This window comes from Faecalicatena contorta (assembly GCF_022835095.1).
GTDB classification, from domain to species: Bacteria; Bacillota; Clostridia; order Lachnospirales; family Lachnospiraceae; genus Faecalicatena; species Faecalicatena contorta.
Map to the genome: position 1 here is coordinate 264,090 of NZ_BQNQ01000001.1, position 16,899 is coordinate 280,988.

15 protein-coding genes are annotated in these 16,899 nt (G+C 44.5%); 12 read left to right on the forward strand and 3 right to left on the reverse strand.

Features of this window, described 5'->3' with window-relative positions; genetic code table 11:
- The first annotated feature begins 37 nt into the window (after positions 1 to 37).
- The 5 genes from MWG26_RS01130 to MWG26_RS01150 all read left to right on the forward strand — a co-directional run bounded on the left by MWG26_RS01130 (position 38) and on the right by MWG26_RS01150 (position 5,671).
- Positions 38 to 1,000, forward strand: a complete 963-nt coding sequence (locus tag MWG26_RS01130) for a D-2-hydroxyacid dehydrogenase (protein WP_025654145.1) — start codon at positions 38 to 40, stop codon at positions 998 to 1,000.
- Positions 1,001 to 1,119: 119 nt separating this feature from the next.
- Entirely contained in the window at positions 1,120 to 2,637 is a 1,518-nt protein-coding gene (locus MWG26_RS01135) for a xylulokinase (RefSeq protein WP_117441233.1), read from the forward strand.
- A 40-nt stretch (positions 2,638 to 2,677) separates the two neighbouring features.
- A complete protein-coding gene (locus tag MWG26_RS01140; RefSeq protein ID WP_025654147.1) occupies positions 2,678 to 3,007 on the forward strand; it encodes a cupin domain-containing protein in 330 nt (109 codons plus the stop codon).
- Between the two features lie 73 nt (positions 3,008 to 3,080).
- The gene (locus MWG26_RS01145) at positions 3,081 to 4,421 is read left to right on the forward strand and encodes a hypothetical protein (protein ID WP_044926133.1); all 1,341 of its coding nucleotides are present in this window, start codon (positions 3,081 to 3,083) and stop codon (positions 4,419 to 4,421) included.
- A gap of 179 nt (positions 4,422 to 4,600) precedes the next feature.
- Positions 4,601 to 5,671 (forward strand): Ldh family oxidoreductase, encoded by a 1,071-nt coding sequence (locus MWG26_RS01150; RefSeq protein WP_025654149.1) that lies wholly within the window; start codon positions 4,601 to 4,603, stop codon positions 5,669 to 5,671.
- Positions 5,672 to 5,684: 13 nt separating this feature from the next.
- On the opposite strand, the gene MWG26_RS01155 is transcribed toward MWG26_RS01150, so the two are convergent.
- On the reverse strand, positions 5,685 to 6,551 hold the full coding sequence (locus tag MWG26_RS01155; RefSeq protein ID WP_025654150.1) for an AraC family transcriptional regulator: 867 nt from the start codon (positions 6,549 to 6,551) through the stop codon (positions 5,685 to 5,687).
- Positions 6,552 to 6,723: 172 nt separating this feature from the next.
- On the opposite strand from MWG26_RS01155, the gene MWG26_RS01160 reads away from it, so the two are divergent.
- The 3 genes from MWG26_RS01160 to MWG26_RS01170 all read left to right on the forward strand — a co-directional run bounded on the left by MWG26_RS01160 (position 6,724) and on the right by MWG26_RS01170 (position 9,343).
- Positions 6,724 to 7,332, forward strand: coding sequence for a sugar O-acetyltransferase (locus MWG26_RS01160; RefSeq protein ID WP_025654151.1), 609 nt, complete (start codon positions 6,724 to 6,726; stop codon positions 7,330 to 7,332).
- 15 nt (positions 7,333 to 7,347) lie between these two features.
- Positions 7,348 to 8,205: an HAD-IIB family hydrolase gene (locus MWG26_RS01165; RefSeq protein WP_025654152.1), complete on the forward strand. Its 858-nt coding sequence runs from the start codon at positions 7,348 to 7,350 to the stop codon at positions 8,203 to 8,205.
- 88 nt (positions 8,206 to 8,293) lie between these two features.
- The gene (locus MWG26_RS01170; RefSeq protein ID WP_117441232.1) at positions 8,294 to 9,343 is read left to right on the forward strand and encodes an aromatic acid exporter family protein; all 1,050 of its coding nucleotides are present in this window, start codon (positions 8,294 to 8,296) and stop codon (positions 9,341 to 9,343) included.
- On the opposite strand, the gene MWG26_RS01175 is transcribed toward MWG26_RS01170, so the two are convergent.
- Entirely contained in the window at positions 9,295 to 9,735 is a 441-nt protein-coding gene (locus tag MWG26_RS01175) for a metal-dependent transcriptional regulator (RefSeq protein WP_081732997.1), read from the reverse strand. The two genes, MWG26_RS01170 and MWG26_RS01175, sit on opposite strands and share 49 nt — an antisense overlap.
- A 146-nt stretch (positions 9,736 to 9,881) precedes the next feature.
- Here MWG26_RS01175 and MWG26_RS01180 point away from each other — a divergent pair, with 146 nt between their 5' ends.
- From MWG26_RS01180 to MWG26_RS01190, 3 genes are all read left to right on the forward strand, one after another.
- Complete coding sequence (locus MWG26_RS01180; protein ID WP_025654154.1) at positions 9,882 to 10,127, forward strand: FeoA family protein; 246 nt, start codon at positions 9,882 to 9,884, stop codon at positions 10,125 to 10,127.
- 1 nt (position 10,128) lies between these two features.
- The gene (feoB, locus tag MWG26_RS01185; protein ID WP_025654155.1) at positions 10,129 to 12,282 is read left to right on the forward strand and encodes a ferrous iron transport protein B; all 2,154 of its coding nucleotides are present in this window, start codon (positions 10,129 to 10,131) and stop codon (positions 12,280 to 12,282) included.
- A 251-nt stretch (positions 12,283 to 12,533) separates the two neighbouring features.
- A complete protein-coding gene (locus MWG26_RS01190) occupies positions 12,534 to 14,513 on the forward strand; it encodes a sensor domain-containing diguanylate cyclase (protein WP_309295946.1) in 1,980 nt (659 codons plus the stop codon).
- Between the two features lie 28 nt (positions 14,514 to 14,541).
- Here MWG26_RS01190 and MWG26_RS01195 read toward each other — a convergent pair whose 3' ends face one another.
- A complete protein-coding gene (locus MWG26_RS01195; protein ID WP_117441231.1) occupies positions 14,542 to 15,906 on the reverse strand; it encodes an MATE family efflux transporter in 1,365 nt (454 codons plus the stop codon).
- A gap of 137 nt (positions 15,907 to 16,043) precedes the next feature.
- Here MWG26_RS01195 and MWG26_RS01200 point away from each other — a divergent pair, with 137 nt between their 5' ends.
- Positions 16,044 to 16,877: a MerR family transcriptional regulator gene (locus tag MWG26_RS01200; RefSeq protein ID WP_025654157.1), complete on the forward strand. Its 834-nt coding sequence runs from the start codon at positions 16,044 to 16,046 to the stop codon at positions 16,875 to 16,877.
- The last annotated feature ends 22 nt before the right edge of the window (positions 16,878 to 16,899 follow it).

Genomic DNA, 16,899 nt, shown 5'->3' on the forward strand with positions numbered 1-16,899 from the left:
AAGGTTTGCTACAGTAACTTAAAAAGGAGACGGAATCATGAGAATTGTAGTGTTAGACGGATACACACTGAATCCTGGTGACCTGGACTGGGAAGGACTTAAGAATTTAGGTGAGGTAACAGTATATGATCGGACTTCTCTTACCAATGAACAGGAAATCATAGACAGGATCGGAAATGCTGAAGTAGTGTTTACGAATAAAACGCCGCTTACAAAAAAGGTTTTTGATGAGTGTAAAAGTATGAATTATGTTGGTGTTCTTGCAACCGGGTATAATGTTGTGGATGTGGCGGCCGCAAAGGAATATGGAATCACCGTGACCAACATTCCCACATATGGTACAGATGCGGTGGGACAGTTTGCGATTGCGCTCCTATTGGAGATCTGCCATCATATTGGCCATCACAATACGGCTGTACATGAGGGGGCATGGGCGAAGAATCCGGACTGGTGCTTCTGGGATTACCCCTTAATTGAACTTGCAGGAAAAACAATGGGGATTATCGGATTTGGACGAATTGGACAGTCTACAGGAAGGATCGCTAAAGCGCTGGGGATGCATGTGATTGCCAACGATGAATATCCAAATGACAGCGGAAGAAATATTGCAGATTATGTGACCAGGGAAGAACTGTTTAATAGGTCGGATGTAATTTCTGTCCATTGCCCGCTGTTCCCTTCTACAAAAGGAATAATCTGCAAAGAGAACATTCATAAAATGAAAGATGGAGTCATCATTCTGAATAACTCAAGGGGCCCTCTTGTAGTGGAGCATGATCTGGCGGATGCTCTGAATTCAGGAAAGGTATATGCAGCCGGCCTGGATGTTGTTTCAACGGAACCGATCCGTAATGATAATCCACTGTTAAAGGCAAGGAACTGCATCATTACGCCGCATATCTCATGGGCGCCAAAAGAATCCAGGCTTCGTCTGATGAATATTGCAGTAGAAAACCTGAAAGCATTTCTGGATGGGACTGCAGTTCATGTCGTCAGTTAGTAACAGTTCAGTCCTGCCTGAACGGTTACACCAGTATAGCATGCGGATAAAATTATAAGCTTGCTAAAAGACGGCTGCTGCTTTTGATAGTGCGCTGGAACGTAGGAGGTATAAGGATAATGAAGATATTAATGGGACTTGATCTGGGAACAACGGCTATGAAAATAGCACTTTTTGATGAGCAGGGAAAGATTCTGGCTTTTTCAACACAAGAATACGACTTACTGACTCCCCAGACTAATTATGTGGAAGAAAAACCAGAAGTTTACTGGAAAGCCTTTCAGGATGGGATTGCTGACCTCAGAAGCCAATACTTCTTATCTGAAGTTACAGAAATTGCGATGGCAATGTCTGCACAAGGGGAAACCCTTTTTGTATTAGACAGAGAGGGGAATCCTTTGCGAAATGCTATTGTCTGGATGGATAACCGGGCAATAGAAGAAGCAAAAGAGCTGGAAGAGAGGTTTGGAAACGATGTCTGCTATCAGAAAACCGGTCAGGTAAGCTTTGAAGCCTGCTGGCCTGCATCAAAGATACTATGGATTCGTAAACACGAGCCGGAAGTGTTTGCGGAGGCAGATAAATTTTTATTGATAGAGGATTATTTTATTTACAGGTTAACAGGAAAGTATACCACAGAACCTTCCTTGGTTTGTTCTTCCACATACTGGGATATCATTGACCGGAAGTACTGGAAAGAGATGCTGGATTATCTGGGAATTGAGGAGCGGCAGCTTGCAGCAGTTGCTGAGTCGGGAAATGTTGTTGGCAGGATATTGCCTGAGGTTGCGGAATCACTGGGAATTACCAAAAACCTGACAATTTGTACAGGTGCGTTGGATCAGGCTGCCGGTGCGATCGGAGCAGGCAACATCCGGCAGGGAATGTTCTCAGAAACGATAGGCGCAGCTTTGGCAGTGTGTGTTCCAGTAAATGAACCTGTATTTGATCCGGCAGGAAAGATGCCATTGTTTTGCTTCCCTTTGAAGAACATGTATATGATTCATACGTTCACAAATGGGGGAATGACACTCCGGTGGTTTCGGGATAAATTCTGTGAGCTGGAAATGCTGGCAGAAAAAAAAGGATGTGGAGACGCATATGACATGATCAGCAGCCAGGCAGCAAGCGTACCGGCAGGAAGTGACGGTTTGATCATGCTGCCGCACCTGGCTGGCGCGCTGGCACCAGATGTCAATGCAAGGGCAAAAGGAGTATGGTTTGGTTTTACGCTGCAGCATACAAAGGCACATTTTATGAGAGCTATTATGGAATCACTGGGATATATATTAAAAAGAAATATTGATTCACTCAATGATATGGGGATAAAAGTAAAGGAGATCCGCTCTCTTGGTGGTGGTTCAAAGAGTAAAGTTTGGTCCCAGATTAAAGCAGATATTAACCAGGTCACGCTGGAGACTGTAAAGTCAAAGGAAGCAGCGGCTTTAGGCGCTGCAATACTGGCAGGGACGGCAATGGGAGTATTTCAAAGCGTAGAAAATGCAGTAGAACGTATGGTGGAAGTAAAGGATAGGATTGTTCCCTCTGAAGAACATAAGGAAGTATATCGGGAAGGTTATCTAATGTATAATCAGTTATTTGCCGATTTAGCAGGGTGTTTTGATAAAACAAGATAGCAATCTTTAAAATATTTGTGAATGTATGGGAGGTATATTGATGAAGGCAGTAAAAAAATGTGAAACAGCGGTCTCTTTGGATGGACCGGAGGTGTGCAGGGAATATCTGTGTACCGGGAAGATTACGTTTGGATCCTCCGCACTGCTTCCGGGGCAGACAGGAGGGATTGATCCGGGACATCCGGACTCACACGAGGTGTTTTATGTAAGCAGGGGGCATATTATCATGCGGAATCCGCAAAACGGAGAATATTTTGAGTTAACGGAAGGGGATGTAATTCTAGTCGAGGAAGGGGAGCCCCATGAGATGACAAATATTGGAATGGAACCTGCGATTATTAGTTGGAGCTGTGCACCAAGCCATATCTAATCGAATTCTAAAGATGAAAGAAGCAGAGAGAGAAAGGAAACAATAGCGACATTAAGAAATGGAAGGGATGAATATGAGACAACCAAGAATTGGAATTGTTGGCGTCACCTGTGAGTTTGAGAGCGGCGGGCAGCGTGCAGAGGCGCTGGTAGACAGTATAGGAACCGCACTGGAGAAGAAAAACGTAGCGGTGGTTTATGCAGAAAAGGTGGCATGGGATTCCGCAGATGCCGTCAATATATGCAGGCAGTTTAAGCAAGAAGAACTGGATGCTCTTGTAATTGTGGAAGCAACATGGATCATGGATTCTATGCAGTATATTTTTATCAATGAGCTTCAGCTTCCAACCGTATTTTGGGCAGTGCCTTATACCGAGACATTCTCGATCGGATGTGTACAGCATTTTGGGGCAATCCTAAAGGCACAGGGAATTGAATATGAATATGTATATGGGCTTCCGGATAACGAAGAGGCAGTACATAAGGTAAAAACGGTTGCTGAAGCCGGACAGATTATGAAGGCTGTTAAGGGGATGCGGCTTGCTCTTGTAGGACCGCGGCAGACGTGGAGAGTGGCTGGTCCGCAGGATATGAGCAATGAGGAATGGGAATTCTCACGTAAATTCGGTGTGACCCTGATTCATATTGAAATGGGAGAGATTTTATATCTGGCAGACAATATAAGAGATGGGGATGCCGAAGAGGTATTAAAATGTTTATCAAAGCGGACAGGCGCTGTAAAAGCAAATGGGACAACCATGCAGTATATGGCTAAGATCTACATGGCCACAAAGGAAGTCATTAAAAAGTATTCTCTGGATGCAATGGCAGCGGAGTGTTACCCGATGTTCAGCGGGCTGATGAATCTAACCTCATCGTGGCTGGCAGATGAGGGAATTGTGGTAGACACTGAGGGCGATATCGGGCATACCATGGTAATGCATATGCTGAATCTGATCTCAAAAGGCGGGGCCTGCGCATTAGGGGAAGTGGGAAGTATCGATGATATGGAAAATATCCTGGCACTGGCTCATGAAGGCAGTACCGCACATTCTCTTGCAGAAGATATTCATAAAGTACAGATCTCACAGAGCGGAGAGAGAGGCACTTTTGTAGGTGCTCCTTTGAAAGCAATGGAGAAAGTAACAATATCCAGCATTACTGGTGCGCGGGGAAGTTATAAACTACTGGCTGACCGGGCAGCAGTTACAGAGGCATCCCATGAGGAATGGGTGGAAGGCGGTGAAAAGCTGTTAGTAAAGCTGCGTGTTGCCGACAAGGCAAGTGCAGTGGTGGATCAGCTGATGCAAAATGGCATGGATCATCATCTTCTTGTCAAGGAAGGGGATTGGGTTGAGGTATTAAAGATGATCTGCAAGTTCTGGGATATAGAGAGGGTTCAATTATTTAAATAATTTGTAATAGTTCAGACAAGCCTGAACTGTTACAATACGGGTTCTGCAGGTTTTCTGACCGGAATAAGACACTAAATCACAGAGTCAAATGATTTATGAAAAACCCAAATATAAACGAAAGGGTCAGGCCCTAATTGCAAAGGGGTCAGACCCCTATGGAAATATAGGAGAAAAAAGATATGAAGAATTATAAGGTAACCGTATTGCATCTGAAGGAATTTACAAAAAAGGTATTTGCCATGACTGGGCTTACCGAAGTGGACGCGGACTCTGTAGCGGAACTGCTTGTCCATGCTGATGCCAGAGGTGTCAGCAGCCATGGTGTACTGAGAATGAAACCGTATATAGAGAAGATTAATGGAGGCGGCGCCTCATTAAAAAGTGAATATCGTATTGTGTCGGAGACCGCTAACACTGCAGTCATAGATGCACAGGGAGGTCTTGGCGCAATTGCCGGTGAAAAAGCAGTTGCGGTTGCAAGAGAGAAAGCAAAAACAAATTTAATATCCATAGTATCTGTAAAAAATAGTAATCATTTTGGCATGGCAGGACATTGGGCGATGAAACTGGCTGGAGATGACTGCATAGGATTTGCCTGCTCTAATACGGATCCCTCAATGGCGCCTCCGGGAGTAACGATTCCATTTATAGGAAACAATCCGTTTTCATTTGCATTTGCCGCAGGAAAAAAATATCCGGAAGTATGTGTAGATATGGCAACAAGTGCAGCGGCATTTGGAAAAGCCAAAGCATATGCGCTTGCAGGAAAGCCGATTCCAGAGGGCTGGCTTCTGGATAAACAGGGGAAACCGACTACAGACCTGAAACAATATGGCATGCTGGTTCCAATGGCTGAACATAAAGGTTTTGGAGTTGCATTCATCGTGGAATTGTTTGCAACCCTGCTTTCAGGCGGGGTTCTGTCACCTGATGTAAATGACCAGGATCTGCCGGGGACGCCGGAGCTATCCAGCCAGAGTTTTGGGTGCGTTAATATTGGTGCATTTCGTAACCTTCAGCAGTTCCACCGGGATGCTGAAAAATATATTGAAGCTATGAAAAAACTTCCTGTACGTGATGGTATCGACAGCGCAAAATATCCGGGAGAGATTGAATATACAAGCAAACAGAAGAGTCTGAAAGATGGAATTATCCTGCCAGAAACGCTTGTTCTGCAGCTGGAGGAAATTGCAAAGAATATGGGGCTTGCTGAAAGTGATATTGAGTTCCTAAGGGGCAAAGAGGCATAAATATAGTAACACATTAAGTCTCATCAATGTGGCTGGTACGGTATTCAATAGGGCTGACCCCCATCATTTTCTTAAAGGTTTTATAAAAATAGCTATAGTTATTAAATCCTGCATTTTCGGCTACTTTACCAATTGGAAGATCACCCTTTAGGTAATAAGCAGCTTTTGAAATCCGTTTTTCTATGATGTAATTGGTCAGTGTATAATTGGTGATACTTTTAAAAATCCTGCATATATAGTATTCACTATAATTAACTTCACTGGCCAGCCGTTCAAGAGATAAATCTTCACTCAGATGAGTATTGATAAAATCGACCAGATCAGCAACCATGGAAACCCGGCGGGATTCGGCATTGTCAAAATGTATACCATCATAGCAGTCGCTGAAAAGATAGGCCGCCAGCTGATGGAGCAGAGCCTTTTCCAGAATATCATTCCCGTGTGTCAGTTTGTTTTCCCTGAATTGGTGGAGAACAGAAAGATACTTATTAAAACAGCTGTCATCCACATGGATAATCGGATAATTACAATTATCTTTTGAAAAAATGTCTAAAAGATTGGAGTTGGGAGTGTTAAATGAGAGCAGGAGGCTTGGATCTATGCTAATACTAAATCTCTCATAATGTGCATTTGGATTATAGACAAGAGTATGCGGATCAAACATATTGATCAGTGCAATATCACCCCTGCGGATCAGATATTCTTTATTATTAATTTTAAAAATTCCGGCATTGCCCAAATAAACAACAATTTCATAAAAGTCATGATAGTGCAGGCCTGAACGAAGTTCATTTTTGGGCGTGCGGAACAGGCATTCATAATCACCTTTATATACAGAAATACGAGATAAAAATTTTATATCCACACCTTTTATATTCATATTATATCCTCCTAGTTAACTTTAGTTTACAAAGAGAAAGACATAGTGTCAATGAAATGACAAAATAAGAAATATATTGCGCAAGTTATGAAAACATTACGTTGCTGTGTACACTCGAAGGCAGTGAACAATAACAATATTACCTGAAGTGTTATAATAAGGAGGTATCTGCATGAATTTTGAACAACAAAGAATACGTATACTGCAAGGAAAAATGTATAATGATCTGACTCCGGAGTTGGTTCAAGCAAGAAAAAATGCTGTAGAGCTTACGAATGAATATAATGCCAGTTATGGTCAGGGTGCAGAAATCAGAGAAGGGATTTTGAGAAAATTATTAAAACATGTCGGACAGGGAGCCTTTTTTGAGCCGGGGTTTCGGTGCGAATTTGGCTTTAATATTTCTGTTGGGGAGAACTTCTACGCTAATTTTGACTGTATCCTTCTGGATCCGGGAGAAATAGAGATTGGTGACAATGTGCTTTTTGGACCGCGGGTTTCCATATATACAGCAAGGCATGCTTTCAATGCTCAGGAAAGAGCAGCAGGTGCCTGTTTTGCTAAACCGGTCAAGATAGGAAATCATGTCTGGGTCGGAGGCGGAGTACATATGGACCACGGGATTACGATTGGGGATCATAGTGTTATTGGAGCAGGAAGCGTAATTACAAGAGACATTCCTTCAAACGTGGTAGCAGCTGGAGTACCTTGTAAAGTAATCCGTGAGATTACAGATACGGATGCGACGGATTATTTTGATATACTAATGCAATTGTATTAAAAGGGAGAAACGCGAATGAGAACACTATATATTTCAGACTTAGACGGTACGTTATTAAACAGCAGAAAGGAAATAACAGATTACAGTTCAGAAATTATTAATTCGTGCATTGCTTCAGGAGTGTTGTTTTCGATTGCAACTGCAAGGATGCCTTACGGATGTGATTACCGTCTGCAAAAACTGCATCTACAGGTACCTGCTATTTTAACAAATGGTGTGTTTCTATATGATTTTAGCACGAAAAAATATCTGCATGCGGAAGTGATTGATCAAGAGGCGGCAGAAAAGGTAATATCAGCATTTGAGGAGAATAAGAGGGACTGCTTTCTGTATCTTTTTCAGGATGAGGAGATCAGCATATGCTATGGGAATGATAAATTAAAAGAACAGGAACAATATTACAGCATAAGGGCACAGGAAAGCTGTAAAAAAATATATCGGACTGATGATTACAGAAAGGAAATGGCTTGCGGTGCAGTTGTATATTTTGCGCTGACAGGGGAAAAAAAGGAGCTTGACCCGGTTTGTAAAAGCCTGGATAAAATATCCGGGATCCATTATGCCTGTTATCTGAACATCTATAATAATCTATATTGTCTGGAAGTTTTTAGTGATAAGGCGAGTAAGAAAAATGCGCTGCTGAGACTGAAAGCGATGCTTAACTACGATGAGCTGGTAGTGTTTGGTGATAACTGGAATGATATGCCGATGATTGACATCGCGGACAGGAGCTATGCACCGGAGAATGCCCTTCCGGAAATAAAAAAAGTTGTGACGGCAGTACTAGAGAGTTGTAACAATGACGGCGTAGCAAAATTTTTAAAGAATGAATGGGAACAAAGGCAGTTAGATAACACGCGGTTAAGGCGATAAAAGTAAAAAAAAAGGATATGATATAGAGTAAAACTCCTGCATAAGATCTGGCAGTTCATTGACAGGAAATTGAAAAAGGGGAGACTCTATGAAACCGGGAAAGAGGAAAGAAACAGGTGCAGTCCTGGTAGAAGCAGTAAGAATTGCAGTGGGAAGCGGCGCAGCCATGTATGCGGCTTCCCTTTTGCATCTTGAATTTGCCGCATCGGCGGGGATGGTAACGCTGCTTACGATACTGACTACAAAATGGGAAACACTCAGGCTCTCAGCTGCCCGTATTCTGACATTTTTTCTGGCAGCGGTCCTGGCATGGTTAGTATTCAGCCACATCAAAAGCGACGGCGCTGCATTTGGAATCTTCATATTTTTATTGGTATTGATAAGCGAATGGGTAGGCTGGAGGATATCTGCATCCGTAAATGCGGTTATAGGCACGCACTTTTTAACTACACGCAACTTTTCAATTGCTTTTATTGCAAATGAATTTCTGATCGTGTTCTTAGGAATCACGATAGCTATAATTATCAATCTGTTCCAGAATAATGGCGGTCATAGGGACAGAATCATAGAAAATATGCGTTATACAGAGCAGGAATTTTCCGACATATTGGGGGAACTGGCTGCATTTTTATATAGCCAGGACAGAAGGGAGGCTGTTTGGGAGAAGCTGGAACTTTTAGAACAGAAACTAGAGGATTTTATAGAACAGGCATATGTGTATCAAAACAATACCTTCAGAGCTCATACCAGTTATTACAGCGCTTATTTTGAAATGCGGGAAAAACAGTGTGGGGCGCTACAACATCTGCATCATGAGATGGAAAAGCTGAAGGCGCTTCCAAAGCAGTCTTTTATTGTGGCAGATTATATTTCCTATTTAAAACATTTCGTCAAGGAAATGAACCGGCCGGAAAAGCAGCTGGCACGTCTGGCGGCGCTGTCTGAGGAAATGAAGGCACAGGAACTCCCCGGCAGCAGAGAGGAGTTTGAGAACAGGGCGGTGCTCTATCACATATTAATGGATCTGGAAGAGTTTCTGCAGTATAAGCAGCATTTTGTGGAGCGGATTGACGAGACGCAATTTGCCGTTTACTGGAAAAAAGAGGTGGAGGATTTCAGACGCTCCAAAAGTAGATGAAGGTTTTCGATTGTTTCCCGGTTGATAAAATGTTCAATTTTCTCTACCTGTTCAAGTTCGTTTTCTGAATGATTCAGCAGGCACAGGAATTTATGCAGTATATCGTGGCGGTAAAGAAGATATTCTCCAACCTCAAGCCCTTTGGGCGTTGCGGTTAGGTAGCCGTATTTCTGGAAAGAGATGTACCCCCGCTCCTTCAGCGCGTTTACCATCTTGGATGCAGAGGAGGGTTTTACATGCAGATTTTCAGACAGTGCCTGGATTCTTACGATATCCTGTCCTTTAAGCATACGGCAGATCATCTCCAGATAATCTTCCATAGATGCGGTCAGATCATCCGTGTTATGCAGTTCATATCCTTTTTGGGTATAAAAATTATTTCTATTGTCCATTATATCATTTCTCCTATTAAGATAAAAAGTTAATATCTATTCGAAATTTCTTTTCCAATGTGTCACAGAATCCCGAAAACTTAATATTATAGAATCAGGAAAGAAAGTTTCCTTATCCTAAATTCTATGACAAGGCGGTGGCGCTTATGAAAAAGGAGATCTGTTTAAACGATATACAGCCGGGGCAGAAGGCGGTTGTCAGAGAGCTGAGGTCAGATGGAAGTATCCACAGACGTCTTTTGGATATCGGTCTGGTCAGAGGAACGAAGGTTGAATGTGTGGGAAAGAGCCCCGGAGGGGATCCGGGGGCATTTTTAATCCGCGGAGCAGTGATTGCAATCCGTTCGGAAGACTGCGGGGATATCCTGGTTCATACTTTGGAAGGTGCCTGATATGGGGCGCGAAAAAGTGATTGCCATAGCGGGCAATCCGAATGTGGGGAAGAGCACGGTCTTTAACAGCTTGACGAACCTGCACCAGCATACGGGAAACTGGCCTGGTAAGACGGTTACCAACGCCTCGGGATATTGTGAGACTAAGGAATATTCTTATAAAATGGTAGATATTCCGGGGACGTATTCGCTGTTGGCCCATTCGGCAGAGGAAGAGGCCGCCCGGGACTTCATCTGTTTTGGGGACGCAGATGCGGTTGTTGTGGTCTGCGATGCTGTCTGTCTGGAGAGGAACCTGAACCTCGTCCTGCAGATTCTGGAAATCACCAGAAAGGTGATTGTCTGTGTAAATCTCCTGGATGAGGCGGAAAAGAAGGGGATTTATGTCAATCTGGATATCCTGTCCCGGGAGCTGGGCGTACCGGTTATCGGTATGGTGGCAAGGGAGGGAAAGGGCAGGGATCAGCTGCTGGAGACCATGGACAATATGATGCGGGAGGCCCAAAACGTCAGGCAGGAGCTTCAGGCTTCTTCTGTGGGCTGCATAGCTGCAGATGGATATGTTATTCCATACTGCCAGACGTTGGAAAAAGCAATTTCTCTGCTTGAACCCGCGGTGGATGCGGTGCTGGAGGGGGTACAGATGCCCTCGACAGCCGCCTGCAGCGGCTGCCTGAACAGCAGATGGCTGTCCCTGCGGCTGCTGGATTATGATAAGACGCTGGATGAAGGCATCCGCAGATATCTGCAGAGAAATATCTGTCAGGAACACTGCCTGAAGGAAGCGATTCCGGAGGCACAAAAATTACTGTACAATCAAAATATGGATAAGAAAAGGCTGGAGGAAGAGATTGTATCATCGGTCATGTATATTGCGGAACGGATCAGCGAAAAGGCTGTGACGTTTACAAAAGAACATGCCGACAGCCGGGATCGGAAAATTGACAGTATTCTCACCAGCAGGCGGGCAGGGTATCCGCTGATGGCAGCGCTGCTGATGGCAGTTCTGTGGCTGACCATAACGGGAGCAAACTATCCCTCTGAAATGCTGGCAAAGGGACTGTTTTGGATACAGGACAGACTGACGGAACTGTTTGGTTTTGTAGGCGCGCCCGCCTGGCTGCATGGCATATTGGTTCTGGGGGTTTACAGAGTGCTGGCATGGGTTATCTCTGTGATGCTTCCGCCAATGGCAATATTTTTTCCGCTGTTTACGCTGTTGGAGGACGCAGGTTATCTGCCTAGAATTGCATATAATCTGGATAAACCCTTCAAAAAATGTTGCGCGTGTGGAAAACAGGCACTGACCATGTGCATGGGCTTTGGATGCAATGCCGCAGGGGTAGTGGGATGCAGGATCATAGACTCGCCCCGGGAACGGATGATTGCGATACTGACTAATAGCTTCGTGCCCTGCAATGGGAGATTTCCTACATTGATTGCAATTATAACCATGTTTTTTGCAGGTATTTCCGGAGGAGCAGGTGCGTCATTATTATCGGCGTTTTTACTCACTATGTTTATCCTGCTTGGGGTTGCCATGACATTTTTCGTATCCTGGATTTTATCAAAAACTGTGCTAAAAGGCGTGCCCTCGTCCTTTACGCTGGAGCTGCCGCCATACCGCAGGCCTCAGGTGGGCAAAGTGATTGTCAGGTCCATCTTTGACAGAACCCTGTTTGTGCTGGGCCGCGCGGTAGTAGTGGCCGCGCCGGCCGGCCTGTTTATCTGGGCCTCAGCCAATATTACTGTGGGGGATACGAGTCTTTTAAATTATTGTGCATCTATGCTGGACCCATTTGCCAGAATGCTGGGCCTGGACGGGGTCATACTGATCGCTTTTATCCTGGGGCTCCCGGCAAATGAAATTGTTGTGCCCATTATAATCATGGCGTATATGGCACAGGGCAGCCTTGTGGAATTTGACAGCCTGGCAGAAATGAAAACCCTGTTTGTGCGCCATGGATGGACCTGGCTTACTGCGGTCTGCACCATGCTTTTTTCCCTTATGCACTGGCCCTGTTCCACAACACTGCTGACTATTAAAAAAGAAACAGGAAGCTGGAAGTGGACGCTGGCGGCACTGGCAATACCGACTTGTGCAGGGATACTCATATGTTTTATTGTGGCACAAATCGGAGGTTGCTTTTTGTAAGCCGGTATTTAAAAGAAAGAAAAACAGCTCGCCGACGGGTGGGGGCGCAAAATGGAAAAATAGCCTCCAGCCGCCTACGGGCGCCCAAGCCGTTCCGGATTGCAGACACAGACCTGAGAAATTCGCAATGGATTGGGTCAGGCTTCCGGTTTTCCGGCGTTCCTTAAAAAAGAATTATCCCTCTCCAAATACTTTTGTTTGAACAGATTTAAGTGTATAATAGTAAGAAAACATGGTGGAGGGAAAATGAAGTGGCACAAGAAACGCAGGCAAATGCAGAAAAAGCCGGAAACGGCATGAAAAAGAATATATTACTGCGCACGAACTTACTCATATGCATGGTAATTATTGCAGGGTTTCTGATGACAGCAGTACTGAGTTACCGCGCCAATTATAGTGCTTCTCTGGAGAATATTGAGCAGATTTCTACTTTGACGTCGGAAGGGATATATTATCAGATGAATTCTGCATTTACTAAGCCGGTCAATATTTCTCTGACCATGGCAAATGACAGCCTGTTGAAGGAGTTTCTTGCGACAGAGGCGGAACATCTTGCGAATAAGGAATACATAGAGACCATCAGGCGGTATCTTGGGGGTTATCAGAATAAGTACAATTATGATTCGGTATTTTTGGTTTCCACAGAGAGCGGGCGTTATTATAATTTTAATGGTCTTGACCGGGTGCTTGAAAAGGGGGATCCGGAAAATGACTGGTATTTTGAAATATTGGACAGCACGGTGGATTATTCTATGAATGTCGATAACGATGAGGTGATAGGCGCGGACAATGAGATCACTGTTTTCGTAAACTGCAAGATTAAGAGTGACAGCGGCGGAACGATCGGTGTGGTCGGGGTTGGGGTGCGTATCAGCTACTTGCAGGATCTGCTGCAGGGATACCAGGATGAATTCGGTGTAAATGCCTATCTGATTAATGAGAATGGCACAATAGAGATTTCAACGGACTATACAGGGTTTGAGGCTGTCAGCTTGTTTGATATCGGTCGGTACAGACAATATGGCGGGCAGGTTCAAAATGATATTCTTGGATGGAAAGAAGAGGGCATGGCCAAAAGTTTCTGGGTGGGAGAAAACATAAAGGGCCGGTCGGACTATATAGTTACCAGATATCTGCCGGAACTTGGCTGGCATTTGGTAGTGGAACGCGACACAAGCAGCTATATTACGAAGCTTAATAAGCAGCTTGCTTTAACGATGCTGGTAATAGCCGTGATCATAGGGGTAATTCTCTATATTATTACGCAGGTGATCCGAAGTTTTAACAGGAGGATTATTGCTCTGACCGAGTCGGTAGAGCAGGAACGGCATACGATGTTCGAGAAAGCTACTGAACAGCTTTTTGATAAAATATATGAGCTTGATATTACAAAGAACCGTCCAGCCAACCAGGCAACGGCGCAGTATTTCGAAAAAATGGGGGCTCCAAAAGGAACACCGTACGACCAGGCTCTTCAGATTGTAGCTGAAAGGCAGATTCATGAGGCATATCGGGAAGGATACGTAGAGACTTTTAAACCGGAAAGCGTTCTCAGGGCTTATGAAGACGGGCGGGATACCCTTAGATACGATTTTATGATTCTCAATGAAGAAGGCAGATATTACTGGATGCGCATTACAGCGCGAATTGTGAAATGGGAGAGCGACGGTTCGATTCACATGCTGACTTACCGTCAGAATATAGACGCCGAGAAGCAGCAGGAACGCAGGCTGCATGAACTCGCACAGACGGATGAGATGACAGGTCTCTTAACAAAAACGGCCACAGAACGTCAGATTGAAGAGGCGCTGAAACGGAATCCGGAGAAGCTTTACGCGTTTTTTATTACTGATATAGATAGCTTCAAACAGGCCAATGATTTATATGGGCATTCATTTGGAGATACCGTTATTGTATCATTTGCACGTACAATTCAGCAGCATTTCCGGGAAGATGATATTGCAGGCAGGTTCGGTGGAGATGAATTTGTGGTGTTTGCATCCATACCCGGGAAGGAATGGGCGGTGGAAAAGGCCGCGGAGCTGTCCCGAGATCTCTGCTGGATGCATCAGGTTGGGAATGACCGCTGGCAGATTACAGCCAGCATAGGGGTGGCTGTACTGCAGGGGGCGGACTTTGAGATGTTTTATAAGAATGCGGATGCCGCTCTGTATGAATCTAAGAAAAACGGGCGGAATCGGTATACCATGTATTACAAAGAGGCAGAGTAAGGGACAGAACCCTTCCTGCCTCCACTGCTTAAAAATCCTTTATAAGTTCAGGTACTTCTTTTTTCCCGATATATTGATATTTTTTTCTCTTTGTATAGAAGAAAAAGAAAGAAAGCAGAAGCGTAACACATTCCGCAGCAGGTACAGAGAGCCATACACCGGTAACTCCCAGCAATTCGGGCAGCAACAGAATACTTGCAACGATAAAGACGAAGGTTCGGGCAAAGGAAATTGCCGCAGATACCGGCCCATCAGAAAATGCGGTGAACATGGCGGATGCAAAGATATTCATGCCTGCAAATATAAAGTTGAATGAGAATAGAAAAAATCCTGTTTTGGCAAGCTCATAGGTCGGCGTACCGACAGGCGTAAATATTTCCACGATATAGGGGGACAATACCAGCGCTATTGCAGTTGCAATCAGCGAGGATATGGAAACAAAACCGATACATATTTTGAAGATTCTCTGCAGGAGAGGAATATTTTTTCTTCCGTAATTGTAGCTGATTACCGGCGCCACCCCCATGGAAAAGCCAAAATACAGCGCGTTGAACAGGAATTGTCCGTAAAGCACGATCGTGATCGCGGCAACCCCTGCTTCACCCAGCAGACGCAGCATTACGATATTGAACAGGAAGGTAACTACTGCGGTGGATACATTTGTGACCATTTCAGAGGAACCGTTGGCGCAGCTCTTCAGCAGTGTTGAGAGGCTGAAGCGCGGCTTTACAATGCGCAGTGTATTTTTTCCGGAAAAAAAGTATATCAGCCCGGCTAAAGCGGGGATGACCTGCCCAAGGCCGGTTGCCAGTGCAGCTCCCTGGATTCCCATCTGCAGAGGCCCCATAAATACATAATCCAGTATCATATTTACGATCCCCCCCATAATGGTTAGAATCAATCCAAGATGAGGCCTGCCTGCGGTGACAAAGAAGGTCTGGAAGAGCAGCTGCAGAATACAGGCCGGTGCAAAAAACAGCAGCACCCCGAGATAACCTTTACAGTCTGCAACCAGAATATCAGTTGAACCGAGCAGCCGTACCACAGGCTCCAGAAAAAGGGTGCCTGCGGCCAGAATAACCACACTTAAGAATAAAGAAGCTGCAATAATCAATGAGAGGTCCTGGTTGGCCTCTTTTTCTTTGTGTTCCCCTAATTTTTTTGCAATGAGGGCGCTTCCGCCGCTGGCAAACATGACACCCACTGCGATAATCAGGTTAATAACAGGAAACACAATATTTGCAGAGGACAGTGCGTTGCTTCCCACAAATCGGGAAATAAATATCCCGTCAACTATCGTATATAAAGAGGTAAAAACCATCATAATCATAGTCGGGAGCGCGAATCTGAGCAGCGAAAAAAAACGGAAGTCTTTAGCAATTGATAATGACATTATAAATCATCCTTTCTATGAATTTTTTTCAGCATATGTTATGATAAAGTATAGGGTAACACGATAGTCAAGCTGAAATTAAAATTATATTAAAATTTTAAACAAACAGCTGTAAATGCGGGCAGGAGGGGATTAACATGGAGAATAGCAGGATATTAACGGCGGGGGAGTTTGCCAAGATCGTGGGAGTTACTAAGCATACACTCTTTCATTATGATGAGATTGGTCTTTTCAGGCCGGAGAAAAAAGGGGATAACGGGTATCGGTATTATTCGATGGCACAGATTGAGGTATTTGATGTAATTCACACACTAAAGGATCTGGATATGCCGTTAAGTGAGATCCGGGAATACCTGGACAGAAGATCCCCGGAGACGCTGCTTGAGCTGCTGGACAAAGAACAGGAGATTGTGGAGCAGAAGGAAAAAAGGCTGAAGAGGACAAAAGAATGGATTATCGGGAAGCGGAAGCTGATTAAGGAAACGGAAACGATCGATACAGAAGCGGTGGAATTATTGGAGATGCCTGCAGTTTATGAAGTGTTTGTCAGGATGAATACTGCAGATGAAAAGATCTGGGCCATGGAGACTGGCAGGCTTCTGGATATGTGTGAAGCGTTTGGCATCAAAGGAGTAAAAGGAATTGGTTATATGCAGCCATTCAACTATATTAAAGAGGGGTTATACAACAGCTACGAAAAAGCATACGTGGTCACAGAGCGGGACATCCCAGGCGCCGGGTGTGTAAAAAGGTCTGCGGGCACGTATCTGGCGGCTTATCATGTGGGACACTGGCAGACGCTTAATGAGGCTTACGAAAGAATGCTGGCATATGCAGAGTCGGCCGGTCTTACCTTATGCGGAGGCTGTTATGAGGATTATCTGCTGGATGGGCTTACACAAAAAACGGAGGAGGAATATGTCACAAGAGTGTCCTGCAGGATAGACAGTGCATGCGGAGGGTGCCGATAACCTCTGAAGAGTCATGAACGGT